Origin of the sequence: Aeromonas sp. 600527 (assembly GCF_049175415.1) — a bacterium.
GTDB classification, from domain to species: domain Bacteria; phylum Pseudomonadota; class Gammaproteobacteria; order Enterobacterales; family Aeromonadaceae; genus Aeromonas; species Aeromonas veronii_A.
The window spans coordinates 1-20,585 of sequence record NZ_JAAKVA010000019.1 but is presented as its reverse complement, the minus strand read 5'-3'; the positions used below and the strand labels follow the sequence as shown (position 1 = coordinate 20,585).

Annotated in this window: 20 protein-coding genes and 1 pseudogene; 10 read left to right on the top strand and 11 right to left on the bottom strand. The window is 54.1% G+C overall.

Annotation, left to right across the window (positions count from 1 at the left end; genetic code table 11):
• Positions 1-2 precede the first annotated feature (2 nt).
• Complete coding sequence (gene dnaA / locus G5154_RS18480) at positions 3-1,373, bottom strand: chromosomal replication initiator protein DnaA (RefSeq protein WP_005339307.1); 1,371 nt, start codon at positions 1,371-1,373, stop codon at positions 3-5.
• Between the two features lie 311 nt (positions 1,374-1,684).
• Here dnaA and G5154_RS18475 point away from each other — a divergent pair, with 311 nt between their 5' ends.
• From G5154_RS18475 to G5154_RS18435, 9 genes are all read left to right on the top strand, one after another.
• A complete protein-coding gene (locus G5154_RS18475; protein ID WP_005339308.1) occupies positions 1,685-2,443 on the top strand; it encodes an amino acid ABC transporter substrate-binding protein in 759 nt (252 codons plus the stop codon).
• Entirely contained in the window at positions 2,444-3,112 is a 669-nt protein-coding gene (locus tag G5154_RS18470; protein WP_421251487.1) for an amino acid ABC transporter permease, read from the top strand.
• 12 nt (positions 3,113-3,124) lie between these two features.
• Positions 3,125-3,859, top strand: a complete 735-nt coding sequence (locus G5154_RS18465) for an amino acid ABC transporter ATP-binding protein (RefSeq protein ID WP_040068428.1) — start codon at positions 3,125-3,127, stop codon at positions 3,857-3,859.
• Between the two features lie 270 nt (positions 3,860-4,129).
• Complete coding sequence (gene rpmH / locus G5154_RS18460) at positions 4,130-4,264, top strand: 50S ribosomal protein L34 (RefSeq protein WP_005307156.1); 135 nt, start codon at positions 4,130-4,132, stop codon at positions 4,262-4,264.
• Positions 4,264-4,623 carry a ribonuclease P protein component gene (gene rnpA / locus G5154_RS18455; protein ID WP_005342318.1) on the top strand — a complete coding sequence of 120 codons (360 nt, stop codon included), beginning with the start codon at positions 4,264-4,266 and terminating at the stop codon, positions 4,621-4,623. The genes rpmH and rnpA overlap by 1 nt, the downstream gene beginning before the upstream one ends.
• Positions 4,590-4,838 carry a membrane protein insertion efficiency factor YidD gene (gene yidD, locus G5154_RS18450; protein WP_075116235.1) on the top strand — a complete coding sequence of 83 codons (249 nt, stop codon included), beginning with the start codon at positions 4,590-4,592 and terminating at the stop codon, positions 4,836-4,838. The genes rnpA and yidD overlap by 34 nt, the downstream gene beginning before the upstream one ends.
• 5 nt (positions 4,839-4,843) lie before the next feature.
• Positions 4,844-6,490, top strand: coding sequence for a membrane protein insertase YidC (gene yidC / locus G5154_RS18445; protein WP_421251486.1), 1,647 nt, complete (start codon positions 4,844-4,846; stop codon positions 6,488-6,490).
• A 99-nt stretch (positions 6,491-6,589) separates the two neighbouring features.
• Positions 6,590-7,951 (top strand): tRNA uridine-5-carboxymethylaminomethyl(34) synthesis GTPase MnmE, encoded by a 1,362-nt coding sequence (gene mnmE, locus G5154_RS18440; RefSeq protein ID WP_421251485.1) that lies wholly within the window; start codon positions 6,590-6,592, stop codon positions 7,949-7,951.
• Positions 7,952-8,113: 162 nt separating this feature from the next.
• Positions 8,114-9,253, top strand: a complete 1,140-nt coding sequence (locus G5154_RS18435; RefSeq protein WP_421263976.1) for a site-specific integrase — start codon at positions 8,114-8,116, stop codon at positions 9,251-9,253.
• A gap of 158 nt (positions 9,254-9,411) precedes the next feature.
• On the opposite strand, the gene repC is transcribed toward G5154_RS18435, so the two are convergent.
• From repC to G5154_RS18410, 5 genes are all read right to left on the bottom strand, one after another.
• Complete coding sequence (repC, locus tag G5154_RS18430) at positions 9,412-10,251, bottom strand: replication protein C, IncQ-type (protein ID WP_047439884.1); 840 nt, start codon at positions 10,249-10,251, stop codon at positions 9,412-9,414.
• Positions 10,238-11,095 carry a helicase RepA family protein gene (locus G5154_RS18425; RefSeq protein WP_421251483.1) on the bottom strand — a complete coding sequence of 286 codons (858 nt, stop codon included), beginning with the start codon at positions 11,093-11,095 and terminating at the stop codon, positions 10,238-10,240. Before G5154_RS18425 ends, repC begins: the two co-directional genes overlap by 14 nt.
• Positions 11,096-11,102: 7 nt before the next feature.
• A complete protein-coding gene (locus tag G5154_RS18420; RefSeq protein WP_015848536.1) occupies positions 11,103-11,438 on the bottom strand; it encodes a helix-turn-helix domain-containing protein in 336 nt (111 codons plus the stop codon).
• 240 nt (positions 11,439-11,678) lie between these two features.
• Positions 11,679-12,281, bottom strand: a complete 603-nt coding sequence (locus tag G5154_RS18415; RefSeq protein ID WP_421251482.1) for a hypothetical protein — start codon at positions 12,279-12,281, stop codon at positions 11,679-11,681.
• Between the two features lie 20 nt (positions 12,282-12,301).
• Positions 12,302-13,084, bottom strand: coding sequence for a hypothetical protein (locus G5154_RS18410; RefSeq protein ID WP_421251481.1), 783 nt, complete (start codon positions 13,082-13,084; stop codon positions 12,302-12,304).
• Positions 13,085-14,353: 1,269 nt separating this feature from the next.
• On the opposite strand from G5154_RS18410, the gene G5154_RS18405 reads away from it, so the two are divergent.
• Positions 14,354-14,677 carry a hypothetical protein gene (locus G5154_RS18405; RefSeq protein ID WP_421251480.1) on the top strand — a complete coding sequence of 108 codons (324 nt, stop codon included), beginning with the start codon at positions 14,354-14,356 and terminating at the stop codon, positions 14,675-14,677.
• Here the strand turns inward: G5154_RS18405 and G5154_RS18400 are convergent.
• The 5 genes and pseudogenes from G5154_RS18400 to G5154_RS18380 form a co-directional block, all read right to left on the bottom strand.
• The gene (locus tag G5154_RS18400) at positions 14,674-15,291 is read right to left on the bottom strand and encodes a recombinase family protein (RefSeq protein ID WP_421251479.1); all 618 of its coding nucleotides are present in this window, start codon (positions 15,289-15,291) and stop codon (positions 14,674-14,676) included. The two genes, G5154_RS18405 and G5154_RS18400, sit on opposite strands and share 4 nt — an antisense overlap.
• Before the next feature lie 332 nt (positions 15,292-15,623).
• Positions 15,624-16,292 (bottom strand): fimbria/pilus periplasmic chaperone, encoded by a 669-nt coding sequence (locus G5154_RS18395; RefSeq protein ID WP_421251478.1) that lies wholly within the window; start codon positions 16,290-16,292, stop codon positions 15,624-15,626.
• Positions 16,293-16,305: 13 nt separating this feature from the next.
• The gene (locus tag G5154_RS18390) at positions 16,306-17,925 is read right to left on the bottom strand and encodes a hypothetical protein (RefSeq protein ID WP_421251477.1); all 1,620 of its coding nucleotides are present in this window, start codon (positions 17,923-17,925) and stop codon (positions 16,306-16,308) included.
• A 21-nt stretch (positions 17,926-17,946) separates the two neighbouring features.
• Entirely contained in the window at positions 17,947-20,394 is a 2,448-nt protein-coding gene (locus G5154_RS18385; RefSeq protein WP_421251476.1) for a TcfC E-set like domain-containing protein, read from the bottom strand.
• A 71-nt stretch (positions 20,395-20,465) separates the two neighbouring features.
• Positions 20,466-20,585: pseudogene (locus tag G5154_RS18380) on the bottom strand (hypothetical protein); the annotation flags it as partial.

Below are 20,585 nucleotides of genomic sequence, written 5' to 3'. Positions count from 1 at the left end.
TATCAGGAAGAAAGGGTACGGATCAGGTTGGAATAGTCCTCCTTGATGTCGTGACTCTCCTCCTTCAGCTGCTCGATCTTGCGGCAGGCATGAAGAACGGTAGTGTGGTCACGGCCACCAAAGGCATCACCTATCTCCGGCAAACTGTGGTTGGTCAGCTCCTTGGCCAGTGCCATCGCCAGTTGGCGCGGACGAGCAACAGAGCGGGAACGACGCTTGGAGAGCAGATCCGCCAGCTTGATCTTGTAGTACTCCGCCACCGTCTTCTGGATATTGTCGATGGTGACCAGCTTCTCCTGCAGTGCCAACAGGTCGCGCAGCGCTTCGCGCACAAAATCGATGTTGATGGCACGGCCGGTGAAGTTGGCGTTGGCGATAACCCGGTTGAGGGCACCTTCCAGTTCACGGACGTTGGATCGCAGACGTTTGGCAATGAAGAAGGCCACTTCATCCGGCAGATGGATCTGGTTCTCGTCTGCCTTGCGCATCAGGATCGCGACGCGGGTCTCCAGCTCCGGCGGCTCGATCGCCACGGTCAGGCCCCAGCCGAAGCGGGACTTGAGGCGATCCTCGACACCGTTGATCTCCTTCGGATAGCGATCCGAGGTCAGGATGATCTGCTGGTTACCTTCCAGCAAGGCATTGAAGGTATGGAAGAACTCCTCCTGGGAGCGCTCCTTGTTGGCGAAAAACTGGATGTCATCGATGAGCAGGGCATCGACGCTGCGGTAGTAACGCTTGAACTCTTCAATGGCGTTGTTTTGCAGCGCTTTCACCATGTCCTGAACAAACCGCTCGGAGTGCATATAGATGACTTTGGCATCTTTTTTACTCTCCTTGATGGCATTGCCAACGGCGTGCAGCAGGTGGGTTTTACCCAGGCCGGTGCCGCCATAGAGGAACAGCGGGTTGTAAGCACCCCCCGGATTGTCCGCTACCTGACGGGCAGCCGCACGCGCCAACTGGTTGGACTTACCCTCGACGAAATTCTCGAAGGTATAGTTCACGTTGGTGTTGCTCTTGTGGTTCGGCTCGGGCTTGGCTTCAGCCTTGCTTTCCCAGCTCTTCTGCAAGTTATTCACAGGCGCGGCACCCTGTACCGGCGCTCTGGCGACAGCAACAGGATGGGGACGATTACCTATATCAAAACGCAGGGCGGGGCCGTCGACCCCGCAGAGTTCGTTGATGATGCCGTTAACCCGGATGAGATACTTGTCTCGTACCCAGTCCAGAACAAAGCGATTCGGTGCATACAGGGTCAGAGTATTGTCACTCAACTCCGCTTGAAGCGGCCGGATCCACATGCTGAATTCTGCCGAGGGCAACTCATCTTGCAGCCGGTTAAGGCACTGCTGCCATAGCGAAGCAGTCACTCTAAACTCCTGTCGATTGATTAACTAAAGACCGGCTATTCTACGTTTTTAGCCGCCGGATCTCCAGCCATCGCCCGGTGGATCCAGCAAATAAGATCCTTGACTTTCAAGGATCCAGCGCCTTTGGATCGGATTTCATCCCCAAAGTTACCCACAGCTTGATCCACCGTCCTGATTGATCGATCCCGTGCTTCTCTCCTGTTATTTCATATAACCAAATGTCATTTATTTTTTAAATTTTATTCCAATAACATCAGGGCCAAACCAGTTATTACAACTACAAATACAAGACATTGAGAGAGAGAAACACCATGAAAACATCCATCAAACTGATTTCCGGCGCAGCCATCCTGCTCGCCACCCTGTCCGGTCAGGCCATCGCCCAGGAGACCATCAAGGTCGGCATGTCTGGCAAATATTTCCCGTTCACCTTCGTCAAGCAGGACAAGCTGCAGGGCTTTGAAGTGGATATGTGGAACCAGATCGGCGAGCGCACCGGCTACAAGGTCGAATTCGTGACCGCCAGCTTCTCCGGCCTGTTCGGCATGCTGGAAACCGGCCGCATCGACACCATCTCCAACCAGATCACCATCACCGACGAGCGCAAGGCGAAGTACGACTTCTCCCAGCCTTACGTCTATGACGGCGCCCAGATCGTGGTCCGCAAGGGCAACAGCACCATCCACGGTATCAAGGATCTGGAAGGCAAGAAGGTGGCCGTGAACCTGGGTTCCAACTTCGAAGAGCTGCTGCGCAAGAACGACCCGAACAAGAAGATCGATATCCGCACCTATGACTCCGCCTTCGAGCAGGATGTCGCGCTGGGTCGCATCGATGCCTTCGTGATGGACCGCGTCTCCACCGCCCAGCTGATCAAAGAGTCCAAGCTGCCGCTGCAACAGGCTGGCGCACCGTTCGAGACAATCGAGAACGCACTGCCCTTCCTGAAGACCCCGGAGAAACAGGCGCTGCTGAAGAAGGTCGACGAGGCCCTGACCGCCATGCGCAAGGATGGCTCCCTGCGTCAGATCTCCGAGAAATGGTTCGCTTCCGACATCACCGACAAATAAATGATGGAATTTGACCTCGAATACACGCTGGGGCTGTTTCCCATCCTGCTCAAATACCTGGGCACCACGATGGAAATGGCCCTGTGGGGATTCGTGCTGGCACTCGTACTCTCGCTGGCCCTGGCGATAGTACGGGTGTTTCGCGTCCCCGCGATTCAGTGGCTGGCGATGCTCTATATCTCGTTCTTTCGGGGTACACCGCTACTCGTTCAGCTGTTTCTGCTCTACTACGGACTGCCGCAACTGTTCCCGATCTTCGTGGGGATGGATGCCTTTACCGCCGCCATCGTCGGTCTGACCCTGCACTTCGCCGCCTACATGGCCGAGTCGATCCGCGCAGCCATCCTCGGCATTCACAAAAGCCAGATGGAAGCGGCGCTCAGTATCGGCATGAGCCGTTATCAGGCGATGCAGCGGATCATCCTGCCGCAGGCGGCCCGTATCGCCACCCCGTCGCTGATGAACTACTTCATCGACATGATCAAGAGCACCTCGCTGGCTTTCACTCTGGGAGTGGCCGAGATCATGGGCAAGGCGCAGATGGAAGCCTCCTCCTCCTTCAAGTTCTTCGAGAGCTTTATGGCGGTGGCGCTGATCTACTGGGTGGTGGTGATCTTCTTTACCCGCTTGCAGCATCTGCTGGAAGTCCGTCTCAACCGTGCCTATTAAAGGAGGGCTCTCATGATCAAGCTAACCGGCCTCTCCAAGGCATATCACGGCAATCAGGTGCTCAACGGTATCGATCTGGAGGTCAAAAAGGGGGAAATTGTCGTCATCATCGGCCCCTCCGGCACCGGCAAGTCGACCCTGTTGCGCTGCCTGAACCTGCTGGAGACCCCGGATGCGGGCACCCTTGCCATCGACGATCTCAAGCTGAATCTGGCCAAGGCCAGCGAACAGCAGGCGATCGAGCTGCGCAAGCGGGCCTCCTTCGTGTTCCAGAACTACGCCCTGTTTGCCAACAAGACGGCGCTCGACAACATCGCCGAAGGGCTGATCACCGTCTGGAAGCAGCCAAAAGCGGAGGCCCGCGCCACAGCGCTCGGCATCCTCAAGGACATTGGCCTCGCCGACAAGCAGGATGCCTATCCGGCCTCCCTCTCCGGCGGCCAGCAGCAGCGGGTCGGCATTGGCCGCGCCATGGCGGCACACTCCAAGGTGATCCTGTTTGACGAGCCCACCTCGGCCCTCGATCCCGAGTGGGTCGACGAGGTTTTGGGACTGATGAAAGAGTTGGCCCGCCAGCACCAGACCATGGTGGTGGTGACTCATGAGATTGAATTTGCTCGTGATGTTGCCGATCGGGTGATCTTCATGGAAGGTGGGCGGATCGTCGAGCAGGGCCCGCCGGATCAGATATTGGTCGATCCCAAGGATCCCCGTACCCGGGAGTTCTTGCGGAAAGTCCTTAAATAGCTCTCTCTTTGGCGGCTTGGCCGCCTTTTTTATTGAGGGATCCCTTGTTTAACCCCGGGTTGCCAGTATAATCCGGAGCCCTTGATCCTCTGGATCCTCACGCTCGGCAGTGGCCTTTTCAAGACCATGGCAGGATGAGAGGGAACGGCGGATTGACTAAAAGCCGAACTCTGTTTAGAATTCGGCCTCTTTTGCTAGTCGTCACACGCTATAGCTGGCGCGTCGGCTAAGTGTGACAATCAAAACTGTACAGAAATACGGAATCGAATCATGAAACGTACTTTTCAACCGTCCAACCTGAAGCGCAAGCGCTCTCACGGTTTCCGCGCCCGCATGGCAACTGCCAACGGTCGTAAAGTTCTGGCCGCTCGTCGTGCCAAGGGTCGTGCCCGCCTGGTAGTCTAATGCCTACCCAGCACACCTTCTCTCGGGAGTTACGTCTGTTAACTCCCGAACACTTCAAACGCGTTTTCGCCGAGCCTGTCCGGGCCGCCTCTCCGCAGATAACCCTTCTCGCTTCTCCCAATTCGCTCGAACACCCTCGTCTTGGTCTCGCTGTGCCCAAAAAAGCACTCAAGCGTGCCGTTTGGCGTAATCGTGTCAAACGGGTGGTTCGGGAAAGTTTCCGCCTCAAACAACATCAGCTGCCCGCTATCGACATCGTGGTGATCGCCAAGGCCGGTGTGAAAGAGATGGATAACGAGGAACTGTTCAAGTTACTGGAAAAGCTATGGCGCACCCTGTCACGCCGTTGCAATGGGTAGCTATCAAACTGATACGCCTGTATCAGCTAATCATTAGCCCTCTGCTCGGGCCGCGCTGCCGTTTTACCCCGACTTGTTCCCAATTTGCGATAGAAGCCATCCGACTTCACGGTTTCATAAAAGGCGTTTGGTTAGCCAGCAAACGTCTATTAAAATGCCATCCCTTATCCGAGGGTGGTTATGACCCGGTTCCGCAACCAAAGCGAAGAAACTGAAAACTATGGAATCACAACGCAATCTACTCCTGATCGGTTTGCTGTTCGTGAGCTTTCTGCTCTGGCAACAGTGGGAGTCCGACAAGGCTCCGAAGCCGGCCCCGACTACCGTGGCCCAAACCGAACATTTCGTACCTGAAGCCGGTCAGACCGGTGATATTCCTCAGGTTTCCGAGCAAGCCAATGCGACTGCCGCACGCAAGCTGATCACCGTCTCCTCTGACGTGCTCAAGCTGACCCTGGATACCCAGGGTGGCGACATCGTGTCTGCCGAACTGCTGTCTCACAAACTGGAAGAGGGCAAGGACCAACCGTTCGTGCTGCTGACCAGCAAGCCTGAGCACCTCTATATCGCCCAGAGCGGTCTGGTGGGTCGCAACGGTCCGGACAGTCAGGCCGAAGGTCGTCCTACCTATGAAGCCGCCCAGACCAGCTATCAGCTGGCCGATGGTCAGGATCAAGTCGTCGTTCCGATGACCTGGACCGACAGCAAGGGCGTGGTCTTCACCAAGGAGTTCATCCTCAAGCGTGGCGACTATGCCGTTGGCGTTGATTACAAGATCGACAACAAATCTGCCGAGCCGGTTCAGGTGCAGTTCTATGGTCAGCTGAAGCAGACCGTAGCCACACCGAAGGATCAGGAAGGTCATGCCATGGTAGCCAGCGCTTACCGTGGTGGTGCCTTCTCCACTGAAGATACCCGCTACAAGAAGTACACCTTCGACGAGATGAAGGATACCGACCTGAACAAGACCACCAAGGGTGGTTGGGTCGCCATGCTTCAACACTACTTCGTCTCTGCCTGGGCTCCGAATGCCGACGATACCAACAGCTTCTACAGCCGCGTGATCCCGGGTCAAGGCCAGGCCATCATCGGTTACAAGGCGCCGATGGTTGACGTGGCTGCCGGTCAACAGGCCGAAGTGACCAGCAAACTGTGGGTTGGCCCCAAGCTGCAAGACCAGATGGCCAAGGTGGCTAACCATCTCGACCTGACCGTCGACTACGGCTGGCTGTGGTTCATCGCCCAACCGCTGCACTGGCTGCTGACCGTGTTCCACGGTTTCGTCCAGAACTGGGGTCTGGCCATTATCATGCTGACCCTGCTGGTACGCGGCATCATGTTCCCGCTGACCAAGGCCCAGTACACCTCCATGGCCAAGATGCGCATGCTGCAACCCAAGATTGCGGCACTGCGCGAGCGCTTCGGCGACGACCGCCAGAAGATGTCTCAGGGCATGATGGAGCTGTACAAGAAGGAGAAGGTCAACCCGCTGGGTGGCTGCCTGCCGATCCTGGTTCAGATGCCGATCTTCATCGCCCTCTACTGGGCACTGATGGAGTCCGTCGAACTGCGTCACGCGCCGTTTGCCCTGTGGATCACTGACCTGTCAGTGAAGGACCCCTTCTTCGTGCTGCCAATCCTCATGGGTGCCTCCATGTGGTATCTGCAGAAGATGAGCCCGACCACCGTAACCGACCCGATGCAGCAGAAAGTGATGCAGTTCATGCCGATCATCTTCACTTTCATGTTCCTCTGGTTCCCGGCTGGCCTGACTCTCTACTGGCTGGTGAGCAACGTCATCTCCATCATCCAGCAGACCATCATCTATCGTCAGCTGGAGAAGAAAGGACTGCATTCACGCAGCTAATCTTCCCGTGATGACAAAAGAGGCGGCCTTCGGGCCGCCTTTTTTATTACAATGTCTCCCACTACGTTTTCCTATCAGCGAACAAACGAGCCAAGCAAGATGACAACAGATACGATCGTGGCCCAGGCCACCGCGCCAGGCCGTGGTGGCGTCGGCATAGTCCGGGTCTCCGGCCCCGCCGCCGAACAGGTCGCCGGGATAGTGCTCGGCAAGCTCCCGCGGGTGCGCTACGCCGAATATCTGCCGTTCAAGGATGAGCAAGGCCAGATACTGGATCAGGGCATCGCCCTGCTGTTCAAAGCTCCCAACAGCTTCACCGGCGAGGATGTGCTGGAGCTGCAGGGCCACGGCGGCCCCGTCATCATGGACATGCTGATCCGCCGCATTCTGAAAATCGATGGCATCCGCCCTGCCCGCCCCGGCGAGTTCAGCGAGCGCGCCTTCATCAACGACAAGCTGGATCTGGCCCAGGCCGAAGCTATCGCTGACCTTATCGAAGCCTCCAGCGAACAGGCCGCCCGCAGCGCCATGCACTCCCTGCAGGGGCAGTTCTCCAGCAAAATCCAGCAACTGGTGGAGAGCCTGATCCGGCTGCGCATCTATGTGGAAGCGGCCATCGACTTCCCGGACGAGGAGATCGACTTCCTCTCCGACGGCAAGGTGGCGGGCGACCTCTACGCCATCATGTCCGAGCTGGACGACGTGCGCGGGGAAGCCAAACAGGGCGCCCTGCTGCGGGAAGGGATGAAGGTGGTGATCGCCGGTCGTCCCAACGCTGGCAAATCGAGCCTGCTAAATGCCCTGGCTGGGCGCGAGTCAGCCATCGTCACCGAGATTGCCGGTACCACCCGCGACGTGCTGCGCGAGCATATCCATCTCGATGGCATGCCTCTGCACATCATCGATACAGCCGGTCTGCGCGACACTCAGGACAAGGTGGAGCAGATCGGTATCGAGCGCGCCTGGGCCGAGATCGAACAGGCCGACCGGGTGCTGTTTATGGTGGATGGCACCACCACAGACGCTGTTGACCCGCGGGAGATCTGGCCGGAATTTGTTGATCGGTTGCCAAAAAACATCGGCCTCACCGTCATTCGCAACAAGGCCGACCTGACCGGCGAGGATCTGGCACCGAGTCAGGAGCTGGGCCACGCCGTCTACCGCATCTCCGCCAAGACCGAGCTGGGACTGCCTGCCCTGCGCGAGCACCTGAAAGCCTGCATGGGCTTCCAGGGCAACACCGAAGGGGGCTTTATGGCCCGCCGCCGCCATCTGGATGCGCTGGAGCGTGCCGCCGAGCGCCTGCTGGTGGCCAAAGAGCAACTGGAAGTGTTCGTGGCTGGCGAGCTGGTGGCCGAAGAGTTGCGCCTGGCGCAGGAGTCCCTCTCCGAGATCACCGGCGAATTCAGCTCCGACGATCTGCTGGGCCGCATCTTCTCCAGCTTCTGCATCGGGAAGTAATGTGGTGAAAAATCAGCAATAAAAAGCAGCCAGTGAGAACATAAGATATTGTAAATATTGGATTTTGTTTTTTACTGGCTATTCTTGCCTGATCTTGTTTCGTGAGAATTTACCCCGAAAGTACCCCGAAGTAACCTCTCGGGGTACTTTCGGGGGACACTCATGAAGATCAGCATCGAATTCTGCGCACCGGACGCCGAAGGCAAGCGCGCTCTGCGCTTAACCTACTACGCCGGCTCCTACCTTGAACCAACCACGGGCATCCGCAAGCACAAACGCAGCAGAGAGCCCCTAGATCTCTTCTTGTACGACAAGCCGCGTACACCAGCACAGCGACTCCACAACAAAGAAACCCAGCGAGCAGCCGAAGCCATCCGCGCCAAGCGACTCTTCGAGTACGAGACTGGTAAACACCATCTGGATTTCTCGAACGCCTACAAGGCCAGCTTCTTCGAGTACTTCCAAGAGGTTACAGACCAAAAAGCGGCAGGCAGCAAGAGCAACCACTCCATCTGGATATCAGCCCTCAAGCATTTACGCCAGTACCATAAGCTGCCGGAGCTGACTTTCGAGGAAGTAGATCAGCTGTTCCTGGAGGGTTTTCGGCATTACCTGATGCACAAAGCCCGAACCAAAAGCGGCACACCACTGAGCCGCAACACCCAGAGTGCCTATTTCAACAAGTTAAGGGCGGCCCTGAACCAGGCTGAGCAGGAACGGCTGCTACCGGATAATCCGGTACGACGAGTCAAAGCTATCCAGGGGGAGAAGAACAAACGGGTTTATCTGACCGAAGACGAGGTACGAGCCCTGGCCCAGGCCGAGTGCCGCTACGACGTTCTTAAGCGCGCCTTTCTGTTCTCTTGTTGCACTGGCTTGCGCTGGTCCGACATTCACAAGCTGACCTGGGCCGAGCTGGAGCCCTTCTATAGCCATTACCGTATCGTCTTCACCCAGAAAAAGACCAGCGGCCTGCAATACCTAGATTTGAATGACATGGCGATGCAGCTGATGGGGCGCCCAGGCAAGGCAACAGAGCGGATCTTCAAGGGCCTCAAGTACTCGGCTTGGCACAACATGGAGCTCACCCGGTGGGCGTTGCTGGCGGGTATAACCAAGAAGGTAACCTTCCACAGCGCGCGTCATACCTTCGCCGTCATCCAGCTTAACCGCGGCGTCGATATCTATGCCCTCTCCCGCTTGCTGGGGCACAGTGAGCTGAGAACTACCGAGATCTACGCCGACATTCTTGAATCGCGGCGCCGAGATGCCATGCTCGATTTCCCCAATGTCTTGGGGTGATAGAAGCACCCTCGACGAGATCATGGCCAGGAAGAGCCAACAAATAGGCCAGCGCAACTATGCGCTGGCCTAGATTATCTTAGATAATATAGATCGGATTTCAGGATCGCCCTGCAGCCCAAGCGGTAACTGGGTTTCACTGAATTGGCTTGTGACCGTTATCGTGATAGTGCAGGCCGGCCGATGGTAAAGCGCCCCTTGGCATGTTCGCAGATAGACCAGCCCAAAGCAGTCAGCTCATCCAATGCCTTACGAACTCGTGATTGCCGCTTGCGATGGGTGGCCGTGCTGACCTCATCGGGAAAGGCATAAGCGACCAAGGTGTCTAACTGCACTGCCCTTTTCTGACCACAATCCACCCAGGCACATAGCCGCTGATGCAACAACCGAGCGATGCTGCCATTCAAGTGCCGAACTTCTGTCATGTCGATACGAACATGGCGACCATTACCCATAATGGCGTAGGTCAGCAAGGGATTAAGCGCCAAAAAAAGTCCATCAGTCTGAGTGTCACTGACATAGTTCGCCAATAAGCGAAAGCCGCTACGCTGGCCAGCCACCTTTGCGATCACCGACACCTTCCACAATCGCTCGATACAGCAACGTACAGTATTGGTATCCCGAGGATTGGCGTATCCAACCTCCTTGGCCAGTTTGCGCAGGCTGCTTCTGACCACCAATACCCTTTGCTGGTTGGCAGCCCAACGAAGATCCAGAAGATCTCGCAATATCGCCCCAGTTTCGCTCACCGCAACTGGCTCAATCTCGTTACTTTGTGACTCAAGTCCAGCCAGGGCAACCAACCCCTGAAGCACACGGAGGTCATCTGCACCCAGCGGCTCAGGCCCGGAGAACTCGATCTGATTGCCACCACCGAAACGGTAAATCACCTCCAGCTTGTCACGGCGGCGTTGGCCATGCGAGATCGCCCTAAACAACCCGGGTGCAAGACAGTGCATATGGTCATGCCTAGCATGGGTCAATTCAAAGCAAGACACGTTTGCCTCCCGCTCGGCGTGTTACGCCCAACCTAGCGGGAGCGGGATACAGCACGCCACCGTCCCCCCGCACCAACCAGCACTCCGGTAGTGGCGGCCCATAATTACTTTTGCTTACCCCAAACCGCACGTGAAGCTTGCTCTTCTCTGCCGATACACCCAGCTGCTGCGCCTCTTTCTTGGTCATAGTGGCGAGGTAGCCCTGCCAGCGCACATTGTCTACCAGCACCGACGAACCACGGCTTGCCTGCTGCAGATCGCCAACTTCTTGGAATACTGCGGATTTGCTGGTGTGGTGTACAAACAACACAGCGCATCCCAGCCTCATGGCCAGCCGCTCCAACTGACCCAGTACCTGCGTCATGGCACAGGCCGCGTTCTCGTCGGCATCGTGGAAGCGCCTCAAAGTATCGATGACAATCAACCTCACCCCTTCAGCCCATATAGCAATCGCTTCCCACCAATGGCTATCCAGCACATTCGGACTGGAGCCCTGCAGCGGTATAAGACGAAGGTTTCGTTCGACGTTGGCACGAAGTTCAGCATCAAGACCTCCGCCCAAGGCAAACAAGCGCTGGTGCAGTACAGGCCAAGGGTCCTCAGCAGGCAGGTAGAGCAAGGTTCCCCTGCCCAGCTTGCCAAGTCCAATCCAATCCGGCCCACCGGCGATCTGCATTGCCAGTTGCAATGCCAACATCGATTTGCCCACCCCTCCCGGTGACACCAACGCACCAACGCAGCCAACAGGCAGCCCCGGGAGGACAAAATCGAGGGGTTTCGGAGGTTCAATAAAAGCCGACCGGAGATCCTGGGGGCAGAGAGATGTAATCAGATCCTGTGTCATACCCACCTCACAACCGCCCATGGCTAGCTTGCCGCACACGCTTGGTTACATGCTCAGTGAGTTCGGCGTCTGGTGAAATGCGGTGGGAGAGCAGCCAGTCCAGCAGCTCAACGCGCTTGAAGTAGATCTTTTTGCCTTGTGGCTTGTAATGCGGCAGACGCTTTTCACTGGTCAGCCGGTACACATAGCAGACAGAAACCCCCAGCAACTCAGCGCACTCCTCGGCAGAAAGCACCTCTTTTTGCGCCTGTCCTTGCTGGATTACCAACTGCTTAAGCTCATAAAGCTCTTTCAGGATTGCCCCATTCGGATCACTGAAAACTGACGAATTTTGTTCGCGCATGCAGATTGTCTCCTAGTTACAAACATCAGCATGCAAGAGCGTACCGGGGACCTAACGAAATCCAGACCGCTGTAAGTGCCCGTTTTGGGCACTTACAGCGTTTTCTGGAAAATTTTCGGATGTGAAATTTAAGATGGAAACAGGAAGGGGGGTTGGTAGAGCCAAATGACATTTTGGCGAGAGACCGCCAGTAAAGTCATCAGGCTCCACTAGGTTGGCGATCCCAAGCCAACCACAGGCTCAGCGATGGTTCATTTCTTTGATCCAATCAGCCACGCTATCAGGGTCGGCAAGCAGCTGGGCGAGCGGCAGATGATTGGAGCACAAGGCGAGCTGGCCGCACTCCTCACTTTGCTTCCAATCCGGTTGATGAAGGGGCCAAGGCACCGGGCGCCACAGCTCATCGAAATGCTTGTCGCTATCTTCCAGACAACGGAACAGACTCACTTCAACAATGGCTTGGCCATCAAGTTGCAGAGGGTCTGGCTGGCCTTTTACCCCTGCCCGCAGCACTGAGGTATGGCGAAAATCGCTATCAATGTAAAGGCGGAAAGCCAGAGTGATATCGTTCTTTTCGGCCGTATCGCCACCCCAATCACGGTAACAATGGGTAGAAGCAAACAGTGGCAGATAGTCCCATGCCCAACTGCTGGATGGGCGGGTTCCCGAGCGGCAGGGGCGGCTATTTTCGCTGGGCTCCCAATACCAGAACTCGGCGTCCAGCGCCTGACTGGCGATCTGATCGAATAGCGGCAGGATACGCTGGTAGAAACCGGCGGCGAGTCGGTGGGCTTTTTGCAGTTGGGTAACCAGCTGGGTGGTCTGTTCAAGATCGTGTTGCATGACGGCATCCTTAGCCAAAGTCAGTGATTCAAAAAAGAGAAATCGGGGCGAGAGAGGTGCAATGTCCCGGCATAGTCGAGCAGAGCAGCCCAACCAGTAGGTTCAGCCGGTAGGGGAGTTTCCCGCTCAGACATCACCCCGCAATCCAGGTCCAGCAGCCCTGCGTAGGCAAACAGCGGCGCCCATTCAGGCACCACCGGGGCCATGCCAAACAGCTCAAACGCCTGCAGCCACTCATCGCGAATGGCGCGATCCTGACGGCAGGATTCAAACTCGGAGGCAGTTTGCAGATAGCGGCGCAGTGGCTCCCATTCACGCAAGGTCATCTGGACAAAGCGTGCGGGCAGCTCTGGGCGAATCAGCGGGGCGACAGGGATATTACCAAGCGCAACGTAATATAGCCGGTCTTCATAGTCATCAAACTCGGCTTCGCTGACCACAGCATTGACCTGTGCCAGCCACTGCTCCCGATACTGGTCACCACCGAACGGGGGCTTCACCTCGATAACCACCAGTGCGTCGTCAAAGTGGAGCAACACATCGGGCTCGACATAACGGCGATCCTGCAGCGATGCCAGTTTTGGCCACAGCTCCAGCCGGTGAAAGGTGGCCGGGTCTAGCGGATTGTCACCGAGTAGAAAGTGCAGCAAGGCACGCAGAGCACCGTCAGAGAGGTGGGGCAGACGGCCAAAGAAAGTGGCAGTTAGCAGATCTTCGCTGCCTTTAAACAGGTCGCGCCAGCGCAGGGATTCCCCTTCCCGCTCGATACGCCCAGCCTTGCCATGCAGGATTGCATGTAGCATCGCAACTCCTTGTAATATTGATATTTCAAGCAGGCTCTCACGTAGCTGAAGAGCCTTTGAGATCCTGCTTTAATACCCACTCGACTAACACCCTATCCGTCACAAAATGGGGCAAAAATGTTTGACTGAAAGAGGGCGTATCTTTAAGGTTGCCAGCAACATGACCCCGGCCGCTTGGTTGCTATGCAACTTACGCTGGGGTTGTTGTTTGACGGTTTTTGGCCTGCCAGCGTGGTTTGCTTATCGGTGATATCACGGCCAGCCCATCATCGGATGGATGGCCCGTCAAACCTCAATATCCCCTTGTATTGCTAGACCTTTTCAATCTGGTAGCCCAACTGTGTCATACCCTGCAGCAACAGTTCGGTATCGGTTCCCCACTGGTTGGAGATGGCGATCTGCTCGATGGCAGCTCAATCAGGTTACCCTCGCCTAAATGCCAGCGATTAAGGTTTTTTCCGGGATCTGGTCAACCGGCGTTACCTTTCTGGCCAAATCAAGTTGCGCCTGATAGGCAATGATCTCGGCCATGAGCACTCTTCCGGTCGGGGGACAATATTGCTCAAAATTCTCTCATAAAATCAGCCGGGTGTTATTGATTTCAGACTCATAAAACAACATGGGGAGCAGCTCTTGATGGCATGCCTTCGGGTCAAGGAAACGTCTGGCAATGGCATAACTAGGCCGTAGTGAATGATTGTTGAAGGGCATCGCTTGAGTTAGTCCCATAGCAAGTCAGCCGGTTTGGCTCTCGCTGAATGCAGAGGCTAAGATTCCAGATAGATAGGAATCTGCCCCCATCAATTCCAGCACACCGGGTTTTCCCACTCACCTCAGACAGAGTGGCCAACATTCCAGAGCGAAAAACAGCACGAACATTCCAGATAGATGGGAAGGCCCCTATCAATGTTCCAAGTGCTCGTTCTGAAGCGGCATTCCACTATCTGGAATATCCGCACCAAGATTCCAGATAGATAGTTATGTGGAAAGGAATTGGACAGAGATTGGCCGGGGATAAGGGCGCTGATTCCACTGGTCAATAAGCCACTGGATTCCAGTATTCCAACTTTGTCACGAGCGAACAAAATCAACATTTTCAATAAGTTGATTGAAAACCAATGCCTTCGGTGCCATGCTGAAATTATGTTCAGTGGTGGAGTAACACGATGGATGCGTTCAGCTGGGGGATGTTAGGCTTGCTGGCCTTCTTCACGCTTGTCTTCGTGTGGAGTCTGTATAGCTACAAAATGCACAAAAAAGAGCGACACCATGAAACCGATCGCTGATATCGCCCTCATGGCGGTGGTTGCGCTGGGCTTGATGGCACTTGGCGACACGGTGTTTGCATGGCTGCTGATCTGCCTGCCACCGGTTTACTGGTGCTGGCCAATACTGGCCTGGGCCACCAGGCGCCCCATCACGGCCTGGTTGCAGTTAATGGCTCTTGCAGCCCTCACCTGCTGGCACTGGCCCGCCGGGCTGTTCACAGCGCTGAGCATCGCCCTTATCTGGACAGCGAAAACCCTCAAGACAACCCCACGTCCACAGCGCAAGGGTGGGCCGGTCATCAAAAATTACTACTTCTGGAGCTAACTGCGTGTCTCCTTGGCCACACTGGCGATAAGGTACCTTGAGCAGCCAAGCATCTCCTGGATCGCGGAATAACTATGGCCTGTCACCAACAGCCTGGCGATGTGCTGACGCTTCTTTTCATCTTTCTGGCGACCGCGATATTTCCCCTCATCCCTGGCCTTGGCAATACCCTGCTTCTGCCTGCGTCGGCGATCTTCGTAGTCTTTGCGAGCGACGGCTGCCAGCATATCCAGCAGCATGCCATTTACAGCCAGCAAGATGGCGCTGGTGAACTCGGAACGACTGTCCCCCTGTAATGCCACCCAGGAAGTCGGAAGTTCAGGAGAAACGATGGAGAGCTGTTTCTGGGCCAACAACTGCTTCAGTGTTTGCCAATCTGTCTGATTGAGACGGGCCAGACGATCAATCTGCTCTACCAGCACAATGTCACGATCTGCAGCGTCGCGGATCAGCCTCATAAGCTCAGGCCTGTCCAGCGTCGCCCCCGACTCATTCTCTACATAGAAACTGGCAATCTGATGGCCATGCTCAGCAGCAAAACCAATCAGCAGCTCTCGTGCCCGCTCAGCATCCTGTTCCACAGTCGATGCACGTAAATACGCCCGTATGAACACTGAACCCCCATCAGTCTGTTTAAAGTGGTTCCGAACTATTGGTTCAATATAAGTGGTTTCAATATGATTTTCGAGAGGGTATTAAGTGGTTTATATGGGGTATACCTTTTTGAAACCACAGCATGATGCTCAAAACACGACCTTTCGATAGTCTTTTGATCTGACAGCACAAACTTTAAGTGTGATTCGTCATCACAAAATCGCTTTTCAGTTTTCTTTGCGTATTTAAGCTGCGTTGTTAACGATTTCAGGTTTGCTGGATAGGATGCCCAAGCACCTCATACAACATGTAATTAGGACATGGCCATTTTCAAGTGCCCGGTTGCAAGCGACTAGTCAGGCCAGCAATCCTTGCCGACCGGGATGAAGCGGGACTGATAAACGATCAGCTTCTGGTTCCCTGCTTGGCCGATTCTCGGGTTCTTGTAGGTCTCGCCAGGCAACAGGTATTTGCTGTCTGCCTCGCTGTCCGGCTGCTCACAGCCTTGCTTGACCATGAATTCGAAGTAGGTGTTGCCGGTATTGGTGATGCTCGCCTCGACCAAGTTTAGCTGATATTCAAAACGTACCCGCCGTGGGCGAACCACCAGAATCGATTGCAGTGCCACTTTCATCTCTTGAGTCCCTGTCACGTCACTAACTTCTTGCGTTGCCAGCTGAGCGGTGGGAGATTCAATGAAGGTCAGCCAATAATATCGCTCCTGATGGTCCTCCAAGCCCTTGTAGAAGACTTTGACATTCTGCTGTTGTCCGGCAGATAGAACAAAGCGTTTTGGTGAATATAGAAGTTCCCCCGCAGGCATATCTATCGCTTGGCCGCTGGTCGTGGGATTCGTGATTTTTTTAACCTTAACCTCATATACCTTAGTGGTCGTATTGTTATTGGTGACTGTTTTAGCCAAAAAGTCATCCGAGGAAGCCATTACGGTTGTGGCCGTTCCGATGTCTATGGCAAATGTTGGCCAAGAAAAGGCTACGAACGTCAGCACTTTGAATCGCATCCATACCATCTGTTTACTTCCACACGCTTTTTATACTGATAGTACCACTTTGATACACTTCTCCTTCCCATGCTTCCCCTTCAATGGTCTCGAATACCTGATTGGATCTGAGGTCAAATAGCAAGCTGATATCATAGAAGCGAATCGCCCCTGTAACATTATCAGACTCTTGCCAAGGGATGGAGGAACGACTTTCGATAATGTTATACGGCCTAAGATCTAATGGAGTGCCATCACAGCTAACTTGGATAGATATGTTCTTTGATGAGCCAATACGGTTAGTGAAGAGTATTCTGGCTGGAATTGGAACTGCCAACGTCTGATTAACATTGTTAGGGGGATAGAATGTGCAGTTTTTTTCGTATGGTGACCCTAAGTCCTGTCTGACAGATACTTCCAATGACTCCGATGGTACGCTGGCTGATTCAGTAATAAAATATTCAAATTCGAGTTTATCACGGCCCACTGTACCGATTTTGACTGGTTGGCTTAACCCATCTTTTTCTCTGATAGCCACGGACATCTGCCTGCTGGTAAAGTTAACATCAGCAGATCCTTTTATTTCATAAAATCCGCTACCAGGATGAAGGTCATTACTCACAATCAATCTAAACATGTCGACAAGGCTTCTCGGAGGAGGAATTTTAGAAATTTGCCCTATCATATTATTTGACAAGAAGACATAAACAGAATCTGATTTCATTAACTGGCTAAATGGCATCTTGGAACCCTGTTTATACCAAACTCCCTTATCCGTGCTTATTTGAAAGTCACTCTGTGAGAGGTATGTCAATCTACTATCTTTAATGCTTGGAGTGAGTGATAACATATCGATATCTATGGATGATGCAAGAGTGAACTCATGCGTCAGGAAGCGACATGCTACACCATAATTTCCTTCAACTATTAGTGCTTCACACTCTCGAGAGCTAGGTGAAACATAAAACTCTCCACTACTTGAGATCATTACATCAATAGAGAGAGGAATATTGTATAGACGAAGATGCCCCTCTTTAATGAAGGTGACGCTTTTTTTATGCCAACGGTTGTTATCCGCGACAGCATTACTGTGGGTAGTGCAGTCAACCCCATAGAATAAACTGACTGTCCAACAGTAGTTTATATTAGTAGTGAATTGATTTCCTACAGACATTCCTTTTAGATAATTCATATACCCTTGGCTTATTCTAGGGTTTATCAAGCGAGCACTGCTATCATGAGTGACTAGACGAAAACCATTATTTTTAATTGAAGTGTTGTTTGCTTCAAAGATAGATGACTGGCAGCCACTCTGATATTTCCAACAGTGTAATCCTAGGTAAGGGGAGTTAACGATAGGATTATCCTCCCATATTTCTATATTGTAAATATAACCCCAAGGCATACCGGGAACTGTTCTATCTTCACCATCAGAAACATAAGACAGTCCACCGTGATCAGGATGAGTGGTAAAGTTACTTGAACCTGTGACTCTAGCTCCACTTGACAGAGCACCAATATAAATATTATCTCTGTCCTCTATACTGATAAACTTACTTTGTGTTGGTGGAAGAATAGTCACATTGATAGCATTTACTATTGGCGATATAAGTAATGTTAAAAGAAAAAATAGACTTAGTTGCTTTATTCTCATTTTGATACCTGTGTAATGTAATCATCTCATCGCGTAACTTTCTAGGCCTCTACATAGAACATCACCTACCCAGGCAGCCCCTGTATGACTTGAAAGGTCCATATTCGCTTCGCAATATTTATCGCCATGTTTAAATGTTAATGTAGGATGATTTTTATCCACATCCAAGGAAAATTCACCGGCGGTATTTGTCATGGCTGTACCGATATGGTTGTCGATACGGGCGTTGACCAGCGGGCTACCGTCCTCGGCTCGTATCACACCAAAGACGGTGACCATCTCTTTGATTGAGCTGCTTGCATCCAAGGTGGCCACGTTGCCGGGAAACAGGGTGTAGTGCTGCTTGCCGGTATTGATATCGTAGCTGTCCTTGCCCGTCTTGCTGTTGAGCAGTTCCACCTCGTACTCCTGATAGGGTGGGAGTGCTAGGAATGTCTGTTCCCCTTGCAGGGGGTAGTCCTGACCGTTGACCTTGGCGAGCATCTGGCCTTCGCGATCGATCCCGGTATTGATAATCACGCCGGCCCCTGAGGCGCTGCGGCTCGAGGCGACCAGTGACTCTTCCGTGTTAACTAGAGCGCCGCGCGCAATCAGGTTGCCATTTATGTCGCCACCGTGGCCGCGGCCCAGCGTCATGGTGCCGCCGATGACCCTGTTCTCGAACCCTAGTGTGCCTGAGAGCGCCATATTGTGTTCATCACTGCCGTGCACCATACGCGAGACATTGAACGAGGCCAGATTGATGACACCGTCCATGCGTTTCTGGTAGTTGACGTTGGCCGTGGTCTCGCCCTGCTCGTTGCTGCTCATGCCAAAGCTGAACAGGTTGTCGAACGGGATCGAGTAATCCAGCGTGATGCTCTTGTTATTGAATCCGTTGAGCGTACCGCTGTCATTCTGCAGGCTGGCGCGCATCGATAGGTTTCCGTATCTGCCGGCATAAAGGTGTTGGTAGTAATCGGCATAGTTGCGATCGCTATTCATATGGCGGTCGCGCAGGGTGTTGAAGGTGAGCTGGCCGAGACCGCTGACCCAGCCCCCCAGATTGAGCGTGATGCCGGCAGAGTAGAGCTCGGTTTCACTCCCACCCAGGGCATCACCTGCGTTCAATTTTTCCTGGCTGACCCAGAGGGAGGCATTGTCATGGGCCTGCAGGGTGAGGCTGGATACGAATCGCCACGATTGGTCGGAGGCCAGCATGCTTTGCAACTGGGCACTGATACGATCGGTTGCCTGCCACTTTGCACGCGCTTCGCCTACCGCTGCATCCTTGAAGGTATAGGTTGTGGTGGCCAGCTCCAGAGTATCCAGCGAACGCGCTAGCGATACCCCCAACAGCGGCGAATCACCGTTGTTCTGGGCGTCTTCCATCATGCCTCCCCACCATTGCCATCCCCACTCCTGAGTAAAGCCCAGACTGCCGCCCAACTTGGTAACACGCTGGGTCGTGGTGCTGGCCAGCTGTCCATCTACATAGACTTCGACTGTGACATTGTAGATGCCACTGGGGAAAGCCGAGGTGTCGATATTTTGGTTGCCGATAGCCAGGTTCTGGAGGCTGATCAGGCGATCCTCACGGTACACCCTGACCTCGCCATTAGCAGGCATGAAGACTTGTACCGGGGTCGTCGACGCGTCGACGTTCTGTTTACGTGACATGGCCTGGTTGCCATACGATGCCCCATAAATGCGGCCAGCACTCAAGCCGGTCACCACCCCCAGAGTCTGCAGATCCCAGGCCGAGACCATGCCGGCTGCAATGCGGCGATCGTCCAGATCTCGTTCGTACATGACACGATAGATATCACCGCTCTGTTCAGGTTCGCCAAGATTGTAGAGGGATGCGTCCAGCGCCACGTGATGAGCCCCCAGCCCGATGGTGCTGTCCAGTTGCAGGAAGCTGGAGTCACTATGACCGCTTTGCCGATTGTTGTTGAAGGAGTAGCCGAGATTGTAGCGATGCACCCCGGTCAAGGTGTCGACAGTCGGAGTCAAGGTCACCCGGTTGTCCGGTTGCCTGGCTTGACCGAATGCTTCGCGTGAGACTTGAATCGTCAGCAACATGGACACCAGGTCAAGCTGCATACTGGCATTGGCATCTATCTGTAAGCGACCCTCGGCAGAAAACGTGCGTTTCTGTTCACTGGCGAGCATGGCGGTAAGCTGATCGTTGAGCAGACCTTGTTGCTGGCCAACACCGAAATCGATGTGCAGCAGGTGCAGCTTGCCGTCCTGCAGCAGTAGGGTGGCATTGCCGATCGGGTTATCGGTCAGGGTGTCTAGCCGGTTTTTTTTATCCGAGTACTGGAGACGAACTGGAACGACCAGCCCTTCTGCCAGTGCCTGAGCAAAACTGGCCGGAATAATGACGTTGGCGATCTTGAGTGGTGCCGCGTTGTTGGCCGAGGCAGAGATCGCCATCAGCAATGAGAGTGGCAACAAGCAGGTTTTCTTCAAGATATCACGCATATGGTTTCAGATTTCGGCAACACAACACCGCCACGCAACCGAGTGGTGAAGGCAGTACCAGCACAAATGGGTTATTTGACGACGATGAACTCTTGACCGAGCCATAGGCCCAAGTGGCTTTTGGGATTGTGCATATCCACTTTCTTGAAATGACGCTTTTTACCGGGCAAGTCGTAGTAGGTCTCTTTGCA